This window comes from Pseudomonas sp. GW821-FHT09E04, from assembly GCF_059416185.1.
On sequence record NZ_JBWKOR010000003.1, the window covers coordinates 706245 to 721739 of the forward strand.

The 15495-nt window shown below is 62.1% G+C and carries 15 protein-coding genes; 9 read left to right on the forward strand and 6 right to left on the reverse strand.

The genetic code is table 11. From position 1 onward, the window contains the following. The first annotated feature begins 126 nt into the window (after positions 1–126). The 7 genes from AC07N4_RS14250 (at position 127) to hemN (ending at position 7693) form a co-directional block, all read left to right on the forward strand. Positions 127–315, forward strand: a complete 189-nt coding sequence (locus tag AC07N4_RS14250; RefSeq protein ID WP_102622554.1) for a hypothetical protein — start codon at positions 127–129, stop codon at positions 313–315. Between the two features lie 263 nt (positions 316–578). Next, the gene (ccoG, locus tag AC07N4_RS14255) at positions 579–1994 is read left to right on the forward strand and encodes a cytochrome c oxidase accessory protein CcoG (RefSeq protein ID WP_192560188.1); all 1416 of its coding nucleotides are present in this window, start codon (positions 579–581) and stop codon (positions 1992–1994) included. Positions 1995–2005: 11 nt separating this feature from the next. After that, positions 2006–2545 carry a FixH family protein gene (locus tag AC07N4_RS14260; RefSeq protein ID WP_102622556.1) on the forward strand — a complete coding sequence of 180 codons (540 nt, stop codon included), beginning with the start codon at positions 2006–2008 and terminating at the stop codon, positions 2543–2545. A gap of 318 nt (positions 2546–2863) precedes the next feature. Then, the gene (locus AC07N4_RS14265; protein WP_493066291.1) at positions 2864–5314 is read left to right on the forward strand and encodes a heavy metal translocating P-type ATPase; all 2451 of its coding nucleotides are present in this window, start codon (positions 2864–2866) and stop codon (positions 5312–5314) included. Positions 5315–5336: 22 nt separating this feature from the next. After that, positions 5337–5549, forward strand: a complete 213-nt coding sequence (gene ccoS / locus AC07N4_RS14270; RefSeq protein WP_007951659.1) for a cbb3-type cytochrome oxidase assembly protein CcoS — start codon at positions 5337–5339, stop codon at positions 5547–5549. Further along, on the forward strand, positions 5542–6225 hold the full coding sequence (locus tag AC07N4_RS14275; RefSeq protein ID WP_039770036.1) for a sulfite exporter TauE/SafE family protein: 684 nt from the start codon (positions 5542–5544) through the stop codon (positions 6223–6225). Before ccoS ends, AC07N4_RS14275 begins: the two co-directional genes overlap by 8 nt. A gap of 85 nt (positions 6226–6310) precedes the next feature. After that, complete coding sequence (hemN, locus tag AC07N4_RS14280) at positions 6311–7693, forward strand: oxygen-independent coproporphyrinogen III oxidase (RefSeq protein ID WP_096822490.1); 1383 nt, start codon at positions 6311–6313, stop codon at positions 7691–7693. Here hemN and AC07N4_RS14285 read toward each other — a convergent pair. Further along, the gene (locus AC07N4_RS14285) at positions 7690–8172 is read right to left on the reverse strand and encodes a hypothetical protein (protein ID WP_096822491.1); all 483 of its coding nucleotides are present in this window, start codon (positions 8170–8172) and stop codon (positions 7690–7692) included. The two genes, hemN and AC07N4_RS14285, sit on opposite strands and share 4 nt — an antisense overlap. Positions 8173–8327: 155 nt before the next feature. Between AC07N4_RS14285 and fnr the strand changes: the two genes are divergently transcribed. After that, entirely contained in the window at positions 8328–9062 is a 735-nt protein-coding gene (gene fnr / locus AC07N4_RS14290) for a fumarate/nitrate reduction transcriptional regulator Fnr (protein ID WP_007951654.1), read from the forward strand. Between the two features lie 78 nt (positions 9063–9140). Beyond that, the gene (locus AC07N4_RS14295) at positions 9141–9689 is read left to right on the forward strand and encodes an adenine phosphoribosyltransferase (protein ID WP_003223345.1); all 549 of its coding nucleotides are present in this window, start codon (positions 9141–9143) and stop codon (positions 9687–9689) included. Between the two features lie 144 nt (positions 9690–9833). On the opposite strand, the gene AC07N4_RS14300 is transcribed toward AC07N4_RS14295, so the two are convergent. From AC07N4_RS14300 to dnaX, 5 genes are all read right to left on the reverse strand, one after another. After that, entirely contained in the window at positions 9834–10982 is a 1149-nt protein-coding gene (locus tag AC07N4_RS14300) for an acyl-CoA dehydrogenase family protein (RefSeq protein ID WP_493066292.1), read from the reverse strand. A gap of 71 nt (positions 10983–11053) precedes the next feature. Beyond that, positions 11054–11656: a recombination mediator RecR gene (gene recR, locus AC07N4_RS14305; protein ID WP_096822493.1), complete on the reverse strand. Its 603-nt coding sequence runs from the start codon at positions 11654–11656 to the stop codon at positions 11054–11056. A gap of 66 nt (positions 11657–11722) precedes the next feature. After that, complete coding sequence (curA, locus tag AC07N4_RS14310) at positions 11723–12757, reverse strand: NADPH-dependent curcumin/dihydrocurcumin reductase (protein WP_493066293.1); 1035 nt, start codon at positions 12755–12757, stop codon at positions 11723–11725. Positions 12758–12904: 147 nt separating this feature from the next. Next, positions 12905–13243: a YbaB/EbfC family nucleoid-associated protein gene (locus AC07N4_RS14315; RefSeq protein WP_007951650.1), complete on the reverse strand. Its 339-nt coding sequence runs from the start codon at positions 13241–13243 to the stop codon at positions 12905–12907. Between the two features lie 67 nt (positions 13244–13310). Further along, entirely contained in the window at positions 13311–15395 is a 2085-nt protein-coding gene (gene dnaX, locus AC07N4_RS14320) for a DNA polymerase III subunit gamma/tau (RefSeq protein WP_493066294.1), read from the reverse strand. Positions 15396–15495: the final 100 nt, after the last annotated feature.

Consider the following 15495-nt stretch of genomic DNA (forward strand, 5'->3'; position numbering starts at 1 on the left):
CATCGCAGCTTCACATCTCGCAATTGAAATTCGATGGGCACATTTGCTGGCACGCGATAACGTCCCCCTGCAGCCGTTGTGCTGTACATGAAGACTTCACGACTCATCTGGCAAGGAAGCTATGCAATGACAGAACAACATCAGAATCTGGAAACTGATCAGACGATCCAGGCTGGCGAACAAACGTCACAAAATGATGCGAACGACAGCGCCAACTTGAGACGACAAGCGCGATCCGTCGTGAGCGAAGCCGGCGCCGACAGAAAACGCAGCACCGGCGGGATCGACAGCCTTGGCGGCGGCCGCTTGCCGTGACCGACTGATAAAAGCGACGGCAATGCCTGCGCTTCTACAGAAAGCCGTCGCGATCTCAGCAGCAGCCATCGTCTATAGTCAATTGATCTGCATCATGCTTTGTTACATTCGCTACACCATTCAAGATTTTTCCCCAACGCGACCAAAGGTCGCACCCGTTCGTCGGCATGACAGGCGTATCATTGCGCCACTGCAACACCCCTTTTTGACCCCGGCCGGCACGCATCGACCGAGGCATTTTTCCACTGCCGTGGGATGCAATGATGAGTAATCAGATTCCGGTACACGACGTCACGCCCCCCAACAAGAACGCGAACAACAGCGTCGACCTTTACGCCTCTCGAGAAAAAATCTACACCCGTGCTTTCACCGGCCTGTTCCGCAATCTGCGGATGATGGGCGGCGCGGCGCTGTTCCTGCTGTATTTCGGAACGGTCTGGCTGAACTGGGGCGGCCATCAGGCGGTGTGGTGGAACCTGCCGGAACGCAAGTTCTTCATCTTCGGTGCGACCTTCTGGCCGCAGGACTTCATTCTGCTCTCGGGCCTGCTGATCATTGCCGCGTTCGGCCTGTTCTTCATCACGGTGTATGCCGGCCGGGTCTGGTGTGGCTACACCTGCCCGCAAAGCGTGTGGACGTGGATTTTCATGTGGTGCGAGAAGGTCACCGAAGGCGACCGCAACCAGCGCATCAAGCTCGACAAGGCGCCGATGAGCGCCAACAAGTTCCTGCGTAAATTCTCCAAGCACGCACTGTGGCTGCTGATCGGTTTCGTCACCGGCATGACCTTTGTCGGCTACTTCTCGCCGATCCGCGAACTGGTGTTCGAGTTCTTCACCGGGCAAGCCGATGGCTGGTCGTATTTCTGGGTCGGTTTCTTCACCCTCGCCACGTACGGCAACGCCGGTTGGCTGCGTGAGCAGGTGTGCATCTACATGTGTCCGTATGCGCGCTTCCAGAGCGTGATGTTCGACAAGGACACACTGATCGTTTCCTACGACCCGCGTCGCGGCGAAAGCCGTGGCCCGCGCAAGAAAGGCGTCGACTACAAGGCTCAGGGCCTGGGCGACTGCATCGACTGCACCATGTGCGTCCAGGTCTGCCCGACCGGCATCGACATCCGCGACGGCCTGCAGATCGAGTGCATCGGCTGCGCCGCGTGCATCGACGCCTGTGACAGCATCATGGACAAGATGGATTACCCGCGCGGGCTGATCAGCTACACCACCGAACACAACCTGTCCGGCCAGAAGACCCATAAACTGCGACCACGTCTGATCGGCTACGCCGTGGTGCTGCTGGCGATGATCAGCCTGTTGGTGACGGCCTTTTTCATGCGTTCGCTGGTGGGTTTCGACGTCAGCAAGGACCGCGTGCTGTACCGTGAAAACGCCGAAGGCCGGATCGAAAACGTCTACAGCCTGAAAATCATGAACAAGGATCAGCGCGACCACACCTACGTGCTGGAAGCCGCCGGTTTGCCGGATCTGCGCCTGCAAGGCAAACGCGAGATCAAGGTGCCTGCCGGGGAAATCTTCAGCATGCCGGTCGAGCTGTCGAGCGCGCCCGAACAGCTGCCGTCGAGCACCAACGAGGTGAAATTCATCCTCAAGGATGCCGATGACGACAGCGTCCACGTAGAAGCCAAGAGCCGGTTCATCGGCCCACAAAATCGTTGAGAGAACTGAACATGCCCGCAGCAAACGCCGCAAGCCCTTGGTACAAGCATCTCTGGCCATGGATCATCATCGGGATTCTGGCCTGTTCGGTGACCCTGACGCTGTCCATGGTGACCATTGCGGTAAACAACCCGGACAACCTGGTCAACGACAACTACTACGAGGCCGGCAAAGGCATCAACCGTTCGCTGGATCGCGAACTGCTGGCGCAGAACCTGAAGATGCGCGCTGCCGTGCATCTGGATGACGTCACCGGTGAAGTCGATCTGCGGTTGAGCGGCAACAGCCAGCCGAAGACCCTTGAGCTGAACCTGATCTCGCCGACCCAGCCGGACAAGGATCGCAAGATTGTCCTGACCCGCAGTGAAACCGAAACCGGCCGCTACATTGGCCAGTTGAGCGACAAGATCGAAGGCCGGCGCTTTGTGGAACTGCTGGGTTCGCAGGACGATCACGTGTGGCGGATGTTCGAAGAAGAAGTAGTCAGCCATGACAAGGATTTGTTGTTGGGTGATGAACCGCTGCAGGGTGCTGAGGATTTGAAGAAGTAAACAGCCTGCAAGTGCCCCCTCACCCTAGCCCTCTCCCCCAGGAGAGGGAACTGATCTCGGGTGTTTATAAATTCGATGTACACCAGTGCCGATAGCGCTGACTGAACACATTTTTCCGGCCTATACCGATCGGCTCCCTCTCCCTGGAGAAGGCACTGATCTCGGGTGTTTGCATAATCGATGTATGCCAGTGACGATAACGCTGACTGAACCCATTAATCCGGCCTCCACCGATCGGCTCCCTCTCCCTCCGGGAGAGGGCTGGGGTGAGGGCAAGCGGACAACCCGAAAAAAAGGGCTCACCCCTTCGACAATGCCATGACCACCCCCATCACCTGCTACCACTGCGCCCTGCCCGTCCCTTCGGGCAGTCGCTTCACCGCCATCGTGCTCGGGAAGTCCCGCGAGTTCTGCTGCCCCGGCTGTCAGGCCGTGGCCGAAGCCATCGTCGCTGGCGGGCTGGAAAGTTATTACCAGCACCGCAGCGAAGCCTCGGCCAACCCCGAAGCGCTGCCGGTGCAACTGGTCGATGAGCTTGAGCTGTACGACCGCGCCGACGTGCAGCAACCTTTCGTGCGCCACGAAGGTGAACTGGCCGAGACCACGCTGTTGATGGAAGGCATCAGTTGCGCCGCCTGCGGCTGGCTGATCGAGAAACACCTGCGCACCCTGCCCGCCGTGGCCGAGGCGCGGCTGAATCTGTCCAACCATCGCCTTCATGTGCGCTGGGCTGACGCCCAATTGCCGCTGAGCCAGATCCTCGGCGAACTGCGTCACATCGGCTACGCCGCGCACCCGTATCAGGCCGACCGCGCCAGCGAACAACTGGCCAGCGAAAACCGCCTCGCGCTGCGCCAACTCGGGGTCGCCGGGCTGCTGTGGTTTCAGGCGATGATGGCGACCATGGCGACATGGCCGGAATTCAACATCGACCTCAGCCCGGAATTGCACACCATCCTGCGCTGGGTCGCGCTGTTCCTCACCACGCCGATTGTGTTCTACAGCTGCGCGCCGTTTTTCAAAGGTGCCATGCGCGACTTGCGCACTCGCCACCTGACCATGGACGTCTCGGTATCGCTGGCGATCGGTGCGGCTTATGTCGCCGGGATCTGGACCTCGATCACCGGGGTCGGCGAGCTTTATTTCGATGCGGTGGGCATGTTCGCCCTGTTCCTGTTGGCCGGGCGCTATCTGGAACGCCGCGCCCGGGAACGCACCGCCGCTGCCACCGCGCAACTGGTCAATCTATTGCCGGCTTCGTGCCTGCGCCTCGACGCCGCCGGCCAGAGCGAGCGGATCCTGCTCAGCGAACTGCGCCTCGGTGACCGGGTGCTGGTTCAACCGGGTTCTGTGCTGCCGGCGGACGGCAAGATCCTCGACGGCCAGTCGAGTATTGATGAGTCGCTGCTGACCGGCGAATACCTGCCACAGCCGCGCACATTGGGCGATGCAGTCACCGCCGGCACGCTGAATGTGGAAGGTGCGCTGACCGTCGAAGTGCAGGCGTTGGGTCAGGACACGCGGCTGTCGGCCATCGTCCGCCTGCTGGATCGCGCCCAGGCGGAAAAACCTCGGCTGGCGGAAATCGCCGACCGTGCCGCGCAGTGGTTCCTGTTGCTGTCGCTGATCGCGGCGGCCGCCATCGGTCTGCTGTGGTGGGAACTGGATTCGTCGCGGGCGTTCTGGATCGTCCTCGCCATGCTGGTGGCGACCTGCCCGTGCGCGCTGTCTCTGGCGACGCCGACCGCCCTCACCGCCGCCACCGGCACCCTGCACAAACTCGGCCTGCTGCTGACCCGCGGTCATGTGCTGGAAGGTCTGAACCAGATCGACACGGTGATCTTCGACAAGACCGGCACCCTCACCGAAGGCCGACTGGTGCTGCGCTCGATCCGCCCGCTTGGCGCCCTCGACAGCGATCAATGCCTGAGCCTGGCCGCCGCGCTGGAAAACCGCTCGGAACACCCGATTGCCCGGGCTTTTGGCCGGGCGCCGCTGGCCGCCGAAGAAGTTCACAGCACGCCGGGGCTGGGGCTTGAAGGATTGGTCGGAACACAGCGCTTGCGTATCGGTCAGGCCGATTTTGTCTGCGATCTGAGCGGCGCGCCTGTGCCGTCGATGCCCGATGAACCGGGCCAATGGTTGTTGCTCGGTGACGATCAGGGGCCGCTGGCCTGGTTCGTCCTTGATGATCGCCTGCGCGCCGACGCCCCGGCCCTGCTCGCTGCGTGCAAGGCGCGCGGCTGGCACACGCTGCTGTTGTCGGGCGACAGTTCGCCGATGGTCGCCAGTGTCGCCACCGAACTGGGCATCGACGAGGCCCGGGGCGGTCTGCGTCCGGACGACAAGCTGCAAGTGTTGCAACAACTGCACAAGGACGGCCGCAAGGTGCTGATGCTCGGCGACGGGGTCAATGACGTGCCGGTGCTGGCCGCTGCGGACATCAGCGTGGCCATGGGCTCGGCCACTGATCTTGCGAAAACCAGTGCCGATGCGGTGCTGCTGTCCAACCGTCTCGACGCCCTCGTACAAGCCTTCTCGCTCGCCCGTCGCACACGGCGGGTGATCATCGAGAACCTGTTGTGGGCCGCGCTGTACAATGGCCTCATGTTGCCGTTCGCCGCCCTCGGCTGGATCACTCCGGTGTGGGCCGCCGTCGGCATGTCGATCAGTTCGCTGACCGTGGTGCTCAACGCCCTGCGCCTGACTCGCCTGCCGAGTGCGCCGGCCGTCAGCGCCTCGTCAGAAACCCGCCCGCTGCCGGCCTGAGCCGCGCGGGCATGGAGTACAGATGCCAGCTCTCTACGTGATGATCCCGGCCGCGCTGCTGATCGTGGCCATCGCCGTCTACATCTTCTTCTGGGCGGTGGACAGCGGCCAGTACGACGACCTCGACGGCCCCGCCCACAGCATCCTGTTCGACGATCAGGACCCGAACCACACCGCCGCGGTGGACGAAGCCAACCCGGCCAAGCCGGACGACAAGGCGCCACCCCATGCTTGAACTGGCGCCGCTGTTGGTGTCTGCGTTGATTCTCGGCCTGCTCGGCGGCGGGCATTGCCTGGGCATGTGCGGCGGCCTGATGGGCGCGCTGACCCTGGCGATTCCCAAGGAACAACGCAGCCGACGCTTTCGATTGCTGCTGGCCTACAACCTCGGACGAATCCTCAGTTATGCCACGGCTGGATTGCTGATCGGGCTGGCCGGATGGGCCGTCGCCAACAGTCCTGCGGCGCTGTTCATGCGCGTGCTCGCCGGGTTGCTGCTGATCGCCATGGGCCTGTACCTGGCGGGCTGGTGGAGCGGCCTGACTCGCATCGAAAGCCTCGGTCGCGGACTGTGGCGCTACATTCAGCCTGTCGCCAATCGTCTGCTGCCGGTGTCGAGTCTGCCCCGGGCGCTGCTGCTCGGCGCGCTGTGGGGCTGGCTGCCGTGCGGGCTGGTTTACAGCACGTTGCTGTGGTCGGCCAGCCAGGGCAATGCACTCGACAGCGCCTTGCTGATGCTCGCCTTCGGGCTCGGCACCTGGCCGGTATTGCTGGCGACCGGCCTCGCGGCCGAGCGGGTCACAGCGCTGTTGCGCAAACGCAGCGTGCGCATGGCTGGTGGATTGCTGGTGATCCTGTTCGGCATCTGGACCCTGCCGGGGCCACACCAGCACTGGCTGATGGGCCACTGATCCAGGCTTGATGCAAATCAAGATGCCCCTCCGCGCCCTCCCCTAGACTCGCTCACACTGCCAGCCTATCCGGGGGAATGCCCGCATGCTCGACGCCATTCGTTGGGACACCGATTTGATCCGCCGCTACGACCTGGCGGGGCCGCGCTACACCTCGTACCCGACGGCCGTGCAATTCAACAGTCAGGTCGGCACCTTCGACCTGTTCCATGCCCTGCGCGACAGCCGCAAGGCCCTGCGCCCGTTGTCGCTGTACGTGCACGTGCCGTTCTGCGCGAACATTTGCTACTACTGCGCCTGCAACAAGGTCATCACCAAGGATCGCGGCCGCGCCCTGCCGTACCTGCAACGGCTCGAACAGGAAATCCAGCTGATCGCCTGCCACCTCGACCCGGCGCAGAAAGTCGAACAACTGCACTTCGGCGGCGGCACCCCGACCTTTCTCAGCCACGACGAACTGCGGCAGTTGATGGCGCACCTGCGCAAACATTTCAATCTGCTGGATGACGATTCTGGCGATTACGGCATTGAGATCGACCCACGCGAAGCCGACTGGTCGACCATGGGCCTGCTGCGTGAGCTGGGCTTCAACCGGGTCAGCATCGGCCTGCAGGATCTCGACCCGGCGGTGCAACGCGCAGTCAATCGCCTGCAAAGCCTGGAAGAAACCCGCGCCGTGATCGACGCAGCGCGGACCCTGCAATTTCGCTCGATCAACATCGACCTGATCTACGGCCTGCCCAAGCAGACCCCGGACAACTTCGCCCGTACCGTCGAGGAAGTCATCAGCCTGCAACCGGATCGGCTGTCGGTGTTCAACTACGCACACCTGCCAGAACGCTTCATGCCGCAGCGGCGGATCAACGGCAACGAACTGCCGAGCCCGACGCAGAAACTGGAAATGCTGCAACGCACCATCGAACAACTGACCGCCGCCGGCTATCGCTACATCGGCATGGACCACTTCGCCCTGCCCGACGATGAACTGGCGATTGCCCAGGAAGAATCGACCCTGCAACGCAACTTCCAGGGCTACACCACCCACGGTCATTGCGACCTGATCGGTCTGGGCGTATCGGCCATCAGCCAGATCGGCGACCTGTACTGCCAGAACAGCAGCGACCTCAATCAATACCAGAACACCCTGGCTGGCGCGCAACTGGCCACCAGCCGTGGCCTGGTGTGCAACGCTGACGATCGCCTGCGTCGCGCAGTGATTCAGCAACTGATCTGCAATTTCAGCCTGGATTTCGCCGAGATCGAGCGCAGTTTCAACATCGATTTCCAGGGCTACTTCGGCGCGCTCTGGCCGCAGTTGCAAGGCATGGCAAAGGACGGGTTGATCGAACTGGATCGCGAACGAATCAGCGTGCTGCCGGCCGGGCGCCTGCTGGTGCGTTCGGTGTGCATGGTGTTCGACGCGTATCTGGAACAGCAGAACCGCCAGCGTTTCTCGCGGGTGATCTAGCTTTTCATCAGCAAGGTATTGGTTTTCAGGTTCTGGTCCGCGGTCAGGCCCGATTGATCGATGACCTTGGCCAGGGACAGATTGGCGGTAATGAGACCGTTGTTGAGGGCAGAAATGGCGCCTTTGAGGGCAGCGATCTTGGCGAATCGCTCTTCGTTGGAGAGGGTCTTGTTGGCCATCAGCGCGTTGATCTGGGCGTTCTTTTCGGCGATCTGCTGGCGCAACTTGCGAATCATCTTCAGCAATTGCTGGACGTTTTCCGGCAAGCCGCTTTCATCGATATCGCTGTTTTTCCCGCCGACACCGGCGGATTTTGCAATGGCGGCACCGGACAGCGACACTTTGACGCCCTCGACCAAAGTCGGGGTTCCCAACAATGCCGCGTCTGTGCCGGACTCATCGTCAACGGAGGTTTCAGCACTTTCCAGCAACGACGCAACGCCACTGTTACCGGGGGTCAGCGTACCAATAGCAGTCATCGAAGCGGTTCCTTGCATGCCGTCAGATACCTGTTTATCGGCCGTCATCCCTGCGGCTTTATGCCGTGGGAGCAATCTCGCCACAGGCTGGCCTGAATGTCCTCCCCTGGGTTACCCTTACGCCTTATGTGTGTTTTCCCACAAGGATTTAAGAAATGTCCGAGCCAGTTAAACTGCGCGCTCACAACCAGGCTAATTGCAAGGATTGCAGCCTGGCCCCTCTCTGCCTGCCACTTTCGCTGAATCTGGAAGACATGGATGCGCTGGACGAAATCGTTAAACGTGGCCGCCCGCTGAAAAAGGGTGAGTTCCTGTTCCGCCAGGGCGACACCTTCGATTCCGTTTATGCAGTACGCTCCGGCGCCCTGAAGACCTTCAGCCTGAGCGATACCGGCGAAGAACAACTCACGGGTTTCCACCTGCCGAGCGAACTGGTCGGCCTGTCCGGCATGGACACCGAGAAACACCCGGTCTCCGCCCAGGCTCTGGAAACCACCTCGGTCTGCGAGATTCCGTTCGAACGCCTCGACGAACTGGCCCTGCAACTGCCGCAGCTGCGCCGTCAGTTGATGCGCGTGATGAGCCGCGAAATCCGCGACGACCAGCAAATGATGCTGTTGCTGTCGAAGAAAACCGCCGACGAGCGCATCGCCACGTTCCTGGTCAACCTGTCGGCCCGCTTCCGCGCTCGCGGGTTCTCGGCCAACCAGTTCCGTTTGAGCATGTCGCGCAATGAAATCGGCAACTACCTGGGGCTGGCGGTGGAAACCGTGTCCCGGGTCTTCACCCGCTTCCAGCAAAACGAACTGATCGCCGCCGAGGGCAAGGAAATCCATATCCTCGACCCGATCCAGCTCTGCGCCTTGGCCGGCGGCTCGCTCGAAGTCTGATCTCGACCCGCGGCCGAGCGTATCGTTTCAGCCGCGGGTATACTGCGCCGTTTGCAGCCCTGCCAGGACACCTCGACGATGGTCTTCGACTCCTTCGACATCAAATCCCTGATCCGCCCTGTGATCGATTTCCCGAAACCGGGCGTGATCTTTCGCGACATCACCCCGCTGTTCCAGTCGCCCAAGGCCCTGCGCCTGGTGATGGACAGCTTCGCCCACCGCTATGTGGAAGCCGACTTCACCCACATCGGCGCGATGGATGCGCGGGGCTTTCTGATCGGTTCGGTGCTGGCGTATCAGTTGAACAAGCCGCTGGTGCTGTTCCGCAAGCAAGGCAAACTGCCGGCGGACGTACTGGCTGAAGGCTACGCGACCGAATACGGCGAAGCGTTCCTCGAAGTGCACGCCGACAGCCTGTGTGAAGGCGATTCGGTGGTGATGTTCGATGACCTGATCGCCACCGGTGGCACGCTGATCGCAGCGGCCAACCTGATCCGCCGCATGGGCGCCCGCGTTCACGAAGCAGCGGCGATCATCGACCTGCCGGAACTGGGGGGGTCGCAGCGTCTTGAGGACATGGGCATTCCTACGTTCTGCCTGACGCAGTTTGCGCTGACCGACAAGTAAGCAACCCCGCTCCGCGACTCCCGATCGTTCCCACGCTCCGCGTGGGAATGCCTCAACGGACGCTCCGCGTTCGCCTTTGGAAGGGACGCGGAGCGTCCCGGGCTGCATTCCCACGCAGAGCGTGGGAACGATCAGTCACAAAATCTAAAGCCCCATCTGTTTGCTGATGATCTCGTTCATCACTTCCCGCGTCCCGCCGCCAATCGACAAGATGCGGTTATCCCGATACAGCCGCTCCACCAGGCTCTCGCGCATATAACCCAACCCGCCGAGAATCTGCACCGCTTCCGTGGTGATGCGGTCCGAGGTGTCCGTGGCGAAATTCTTGGCCATGGAGATTTCCTTGATCACACTCTGCCCAGCCGCCATTTTCGCCGCCTGCCGGTAGGTGAACTCCCGCGAGACTTCCAGCGCCGTGGCCATTTCCGCGAGGCGATGCTTGATCACCTGGAACTTGCCGATGGGTTTGCCGAACGCTTCACGCTCCCGCGCCCACTTCAGGCTTTCTTCCAGCGCCAGTTGCGCGGTCATGTTGGCCATCAACGCCAGGGCCAGCCGCTCGCTCTGGAAGTTGCCCATGATGCAGGCGAACCCCATGTTCTCCGCGCCGATCAGATTTCCCACAGGTACCCGGCAATCATCGAAGAACAACTCAGCCGTGTCCGACGCCCACCAACCCATTTTCTTCAGCTGCCGACCGACGGTAAAACCGGGCGTGCCCTTCTCGATCAACAGCAGGCTGATGCCGCCAAACCCGGGCGCACCGGTACGCACCGCGACGGTGTAGTAATCCGCGCGTACGCCACTGGTGATAAAGGTTTTACTGCCGCTGACCCGGTAATGATCGCCGTCGCGGATGGCGCGGGTCTGCAGGTTGGCGACGTCAGAACCGCCGCCCGGCTCGGTGACGGCCAATGCGCTGATTTTCTCGCCACTGAGCACTTGAGGCACGACGCGATCACGCACTTCGGGCCGGGCCCATTTGACGATTGGCGGTAAACCGATATCGAGCGAACCGAGCCCGGCCACCAACCCGCCGGAGCCACAGCGCATCAGTTCTTCACTGGCGGCGATCTTGGCGAACAGATCACCTTCGTGACTGCCACCCAGCGCTTCGGGATAACCGATGCCGAGGATGCCGGCCGCACCGGCCTTGAAGTACAGCTCACGGGGGAAGTTTTCGGCTTCTTCCCACGCATCGATGCCCGGCAGGATCTCGCGTTCGACGAAACGTCTGACGCTGTCGCGGACCATTTGGTGGCTGGGGTCGAAGTATTCCTGGAAGGCGGGCATCGGCGAACTCCATGGAAGGGTTCGCCGAACTTAACCGAGCGCTTGCTTGGTTTTCAACAGGATTGTGTGGTTCAGAGGGAAATCGGCTTGCGCCCGGCAAACGAGTGAGCCAGCGTGCCGCCGTCCACCAGTTCCAGCTCGCCACCCAACGGCACACCGTGAGCGATGCGCGAGGCGATCAGGCCTTTGTTGTTGAGCAATTGCGCGATGTAGTGAGCCGTCGCTTCACCTTCCACGGTCGGGTTGGTGGCAAGGATGACCTCGGTGAAGGTGCCTGCCTCTTCGATTCGCGTCATCAACTGCGGAATGCCGATGGCCTCCGGGCCGAGCCCGTCCAGCGGCGACAGATGCCCCTTGAGCACGAAATAGCGCCCACGGAACCCGGTCTGCTCGACCGCGTAGACGTCCATCGGACCTTCCACCACGCACAGCAGCGTGTCGTCACGGCGTGTGTCGGCGCATTGCGGGCACAGGTCGTCTTCGGTCAGCGTGCGGCACTGACGGCAGTGTCCGACCCCTTCCATGGCCTGGCTCAAGGCCTGGGCCAGGCGCGTGCCGCCGCTGCGGTCACGTTCGAGCAACTGCAACGCCATACGCTGGGCAGTTTTCTGACCCACGCCCGGCAGAATTCGCAGGGCGTCGATCAGTTGGCGAATCAAAGGGCTGAAGCTCATGGGGAAAAAGTCCGACAAAACAACGAGACGCGGTTTATACCCGCGCCTCCGGCCAGCGTCAAATCCTCAGTCCTGGGCGACCCGCACCACCAGTTTGCCGAAGTTGCGCCCCTCCAGCAGCCCGATAAACGCTTGCGGCGCTTGCTCCAGGCCATCGACCACGTCTTCGCGGAATTTCACCTTGCCCTCGCGCACCCACGGCACCATGGCGCTGATGAATTCCGGCTGACGGTCGCCATAGTCGTCGAACACGATGAAGCCCTGAATGCGTACTCGCTTGGTCAGCAAGGTGCGTTGCAGTGCGGGCAGGCGATCCGGACCTTTCGGTACTTCAGTGGCGTTGTAGCCGGCAATCAGGCCGCACAGCGGGATCCGCGCCTTGGGATTGAGCAGCGGGACGACCGCATCGAAGACATGGCCGCCGACGTTTTCGTAATAGACGTCGATGCCTTTCGGGCAGGCCTTGGCCAATTGCTCGGCGAAGTCAGACGCCTTGTGATCGATACAGGCGTCGAAACCCAACTCCTCGACCACGTATTTGCATTTCTCTGCACCGCCGGCCACGCCGACGGCGCGCAGGCCTTTGATCTTCGCCACCTGCCCGACCACCGAACCTACTGCGCCAGAAGCAGCGGCGACCACCAGGGTCTCCCCTGCCTTCGGCTGGCCGATGTCCATCAGCCCCATGTAAGCGGTCATGCCCGGCATGCCCAGCACGCCGAGGGCCATCGACGGGCTCGGCAGCCCCGACGGGATCGGAATGATGTTGCGCCCGTCGCTGAGGCTGTGGCTTTGCCAACCCGTGGCGCCGACCACCAGATCGCCGACCTGGAATTTTGGATGACGCGATTGCTCGACCCGGCTGACAGCCCCACCGGTCATCACCTCGCCGATTTGTACCGGCGCCGCGTAGGACGGTGCGTCACTCATGCGCCCGCGCATGTAGGGATCGAGTGACAGGTAAAGGGTCTTGAGCAGCAACTGGCCGTCTTCAAGCGCCGGCAGCGCTTCGCGCTCCAGACGGAAATTCTCGGGTGTTGGCGCGCCCACCGGACGCGAGGCCAGCACGATGCGTTGATTGAGGGTCAGGGGGTCGGACATGTCAGCGTCTCCTTTGAATAATGAATTCGGGGTATAGGGAGCAGACCTTGGTGGCTTTTGCGCATTCGATGCTTCTTCAGCCAGAAACAAAAATGCCAGGCGCGATGCCTGGCATTTTTTGTAGCTCATCCAATCCGCAAAGGCGAATCAGAACGGCAGTTTCATACCGGCCGGCAGGTTCATGCCAGCGGTCATGCTGCCCATCTTGGCCTGGCTGTTGGCTTCGATCTGACGCACGGCAGCGTTGACGGCAGCGGCCACCAGATCTTCGACCACTTCACGGTCGTCTTCGTCCAGGCCCGGCAGAACGCTTGGGTCGATGCTGACTTTTTTCACGTCGTGACGACCGGTCATCACCACGGTGACCAGATCGCCGCCGGCCTTACCGGTGACTTCTGCGTTGGCCAGCTCTTCCTGCATCTTGGCCATTTTTTCCTGCATCTGCTGCGCCTGCTTCATCAGGCCGGCCATGCCACCTTTCATCATGGTAATCACCTCAAAAGTACTTGGATCAATACAGCGTCCGGCGATTTGCGCCGAACGCCTTCAGTTATTAGCCCTGACTGACCAGGGCGTCGACAGGTTCAATAGTATCGTGTCGCACGACCGCACCGAACTGCTGCACCATCTGCTGGATGAACGGATCGCCGTGGATCGACTCCTCCGCCTCGCGCTGACGGTTGGCACGGCGCCGGGACGCAGCCTGGGCCGGGGTTTCCTGCTCGGGCTTGATCAGCTCCATGCTCAGGTTGATCGTGCGACCGTGGTACTGGTTCAACGCATCGTTCAGACGACGCTGCTGAGTGGCGTTGAACAAGGCGCTGTGGGCCGGGTCCAGGTGCATCAGCCAGTTGTCGCCATCGACCGCGATCAGCGTGCAGTTGGCGGCGATGCTACCGGTCATGCCGGAAATCGGCAGTTTCGGGAACAGCTCCAGCCATTGCAGGGCCAGACCGGTGGCCGGCGCGGCGGCGGGTTCCGGCTCGGGCTCCGGGACCGGATCGGCCGCGTGTTCGCTGGCCAGATCGTCGAGGTAACTGTAGGCCGAATCCATGTCCGGCTCGATGTAGTCTTCGTCGAGCGGCGGCTCGTCGTCCATATCCATGCCCGGCGTGGCGGCATCGACCTCGGCTACCGACGGCTCGGGGATCGGCGCGGCGGCCCACTCCGGCGCATCCGGCACGACGCTGTCCGGGGTCGGCAGCGGCATCGGCGGCAGGTCAGGCTGCTCGGCGGTGGTTTCCAGAACCGGCTCGACCGCTGGCTGTTGCACAGGAGCCGGTTCTACCGGGTCATTCCACGGCAGATCGACGACTTCCTCGACGGCGACCGGCTCTGGTTCCGGCTCAGGCAGGGGTTCAGGCGCAATCACCGGGGCAACCGGGGCGGGCTCGGGAGCAGGCGCTGGCGCAGGTGCAACCACCGGAGCCGGCGCAACAGCCGCAGCAACTACCGGCGCAGGTTTCGGCGCGGCAGCCACTGAGTTTGCGGAATCAACTGTGGCCTGGCTGATCCCCACTGGCTTTAGCGGTTGCCTCGGGGCGTCCGCCGTATCCGCCGGCCGGAAGGCCAGCATCCGCAGCAGGACCATTTCGAATCCGCCACGCGGGTCTGGCGCCAGCGGCAAGTCGCGGCGGCCGATCAGGCCCATCTGGTAATAGAACTGCACGTCTTCGGCCGGCAAGGCCTGGGCCAGTGCCAGCACCCGGTCACGGTCGCCGTGGCCGTTGTCGACGCCTTCCGGCAAGGCCTGGGCGATGGCGACGCGGTGCAGCACGTTGAGAATTTCCGAGAGCACGCCGTTCCAGTCCGGCCCTTGTTCGGCCAGGTGACGCACGGCTTCGAGCAACGCCTTGGCGTCACCTTCGATCAGCGCGTGCAGCACGTCGTAGACCTGACCGTGATCCAGCGTACCGAGCATTGCCCGCACATCAGCGGCCAACACCTTGCCTTCACCGAAGGCGATGGCCTGATCGGTCAGGCTCATGGCGTCGCGCATCGAACCGTCGGCCGCGCGACCGAGCAGCCACAGGGCGTCGTCTTCGAACGGCACGTTTTCCGCGCCGAGAACGTGGGTCAAATGCTCGACCACCCGCTCGGGGGTCATGTTCTTCAGCGAGAATTGCAGGCATCGCGACAAAATCGTTGCCGGAAGTTTCTGCGGATCGGTGGTCGCCAGGATGAACTTGACGTAGGGCGGCGGCTCTTCGAGGGTTTTCAGCAGCGCATTGAAGGAATGGCTGGAGAGCATGTGCACTTCGTCGATCAGGTAGACCTTGAAGCGCCCGCGACTCGGGGCGTACTGCACGTTGTCGAGCAGCTCGCGGGTGTCCTCGACCTTGGTCCGGCTCGCGGCGTCGATCTCGATCAGGTCGACGAAGCGTCCTTCATCGATCTCGCGGCACACCGAACACTCGCCGCACGGGCTTGAAGTGATACCTGTTTCACAGTTCAGACATTTGGCGATGATCCGCGCAATCGTCGTCTTGCCGACGCCCCGCGTCCCGGTGAACAGGTAGGCGTGGTGCAGGCGCTGGCTGTCCAAGGCATTGATCAGAGCCTTGAGCACATGGGTCTGGCCGACCATTTCGCGGAACGAGCGCGGACGCCATTTACGTGCAAGAACCTGATAACTCATCGAAAACCGTCGCGGCAAAGGAAGCAGAAGCGGCTAATGCTAGCGGAGCAAGGGCAAAATTGCATCCGGTGCGCTCTTCTATTCTGGCTAAGCTGCATGG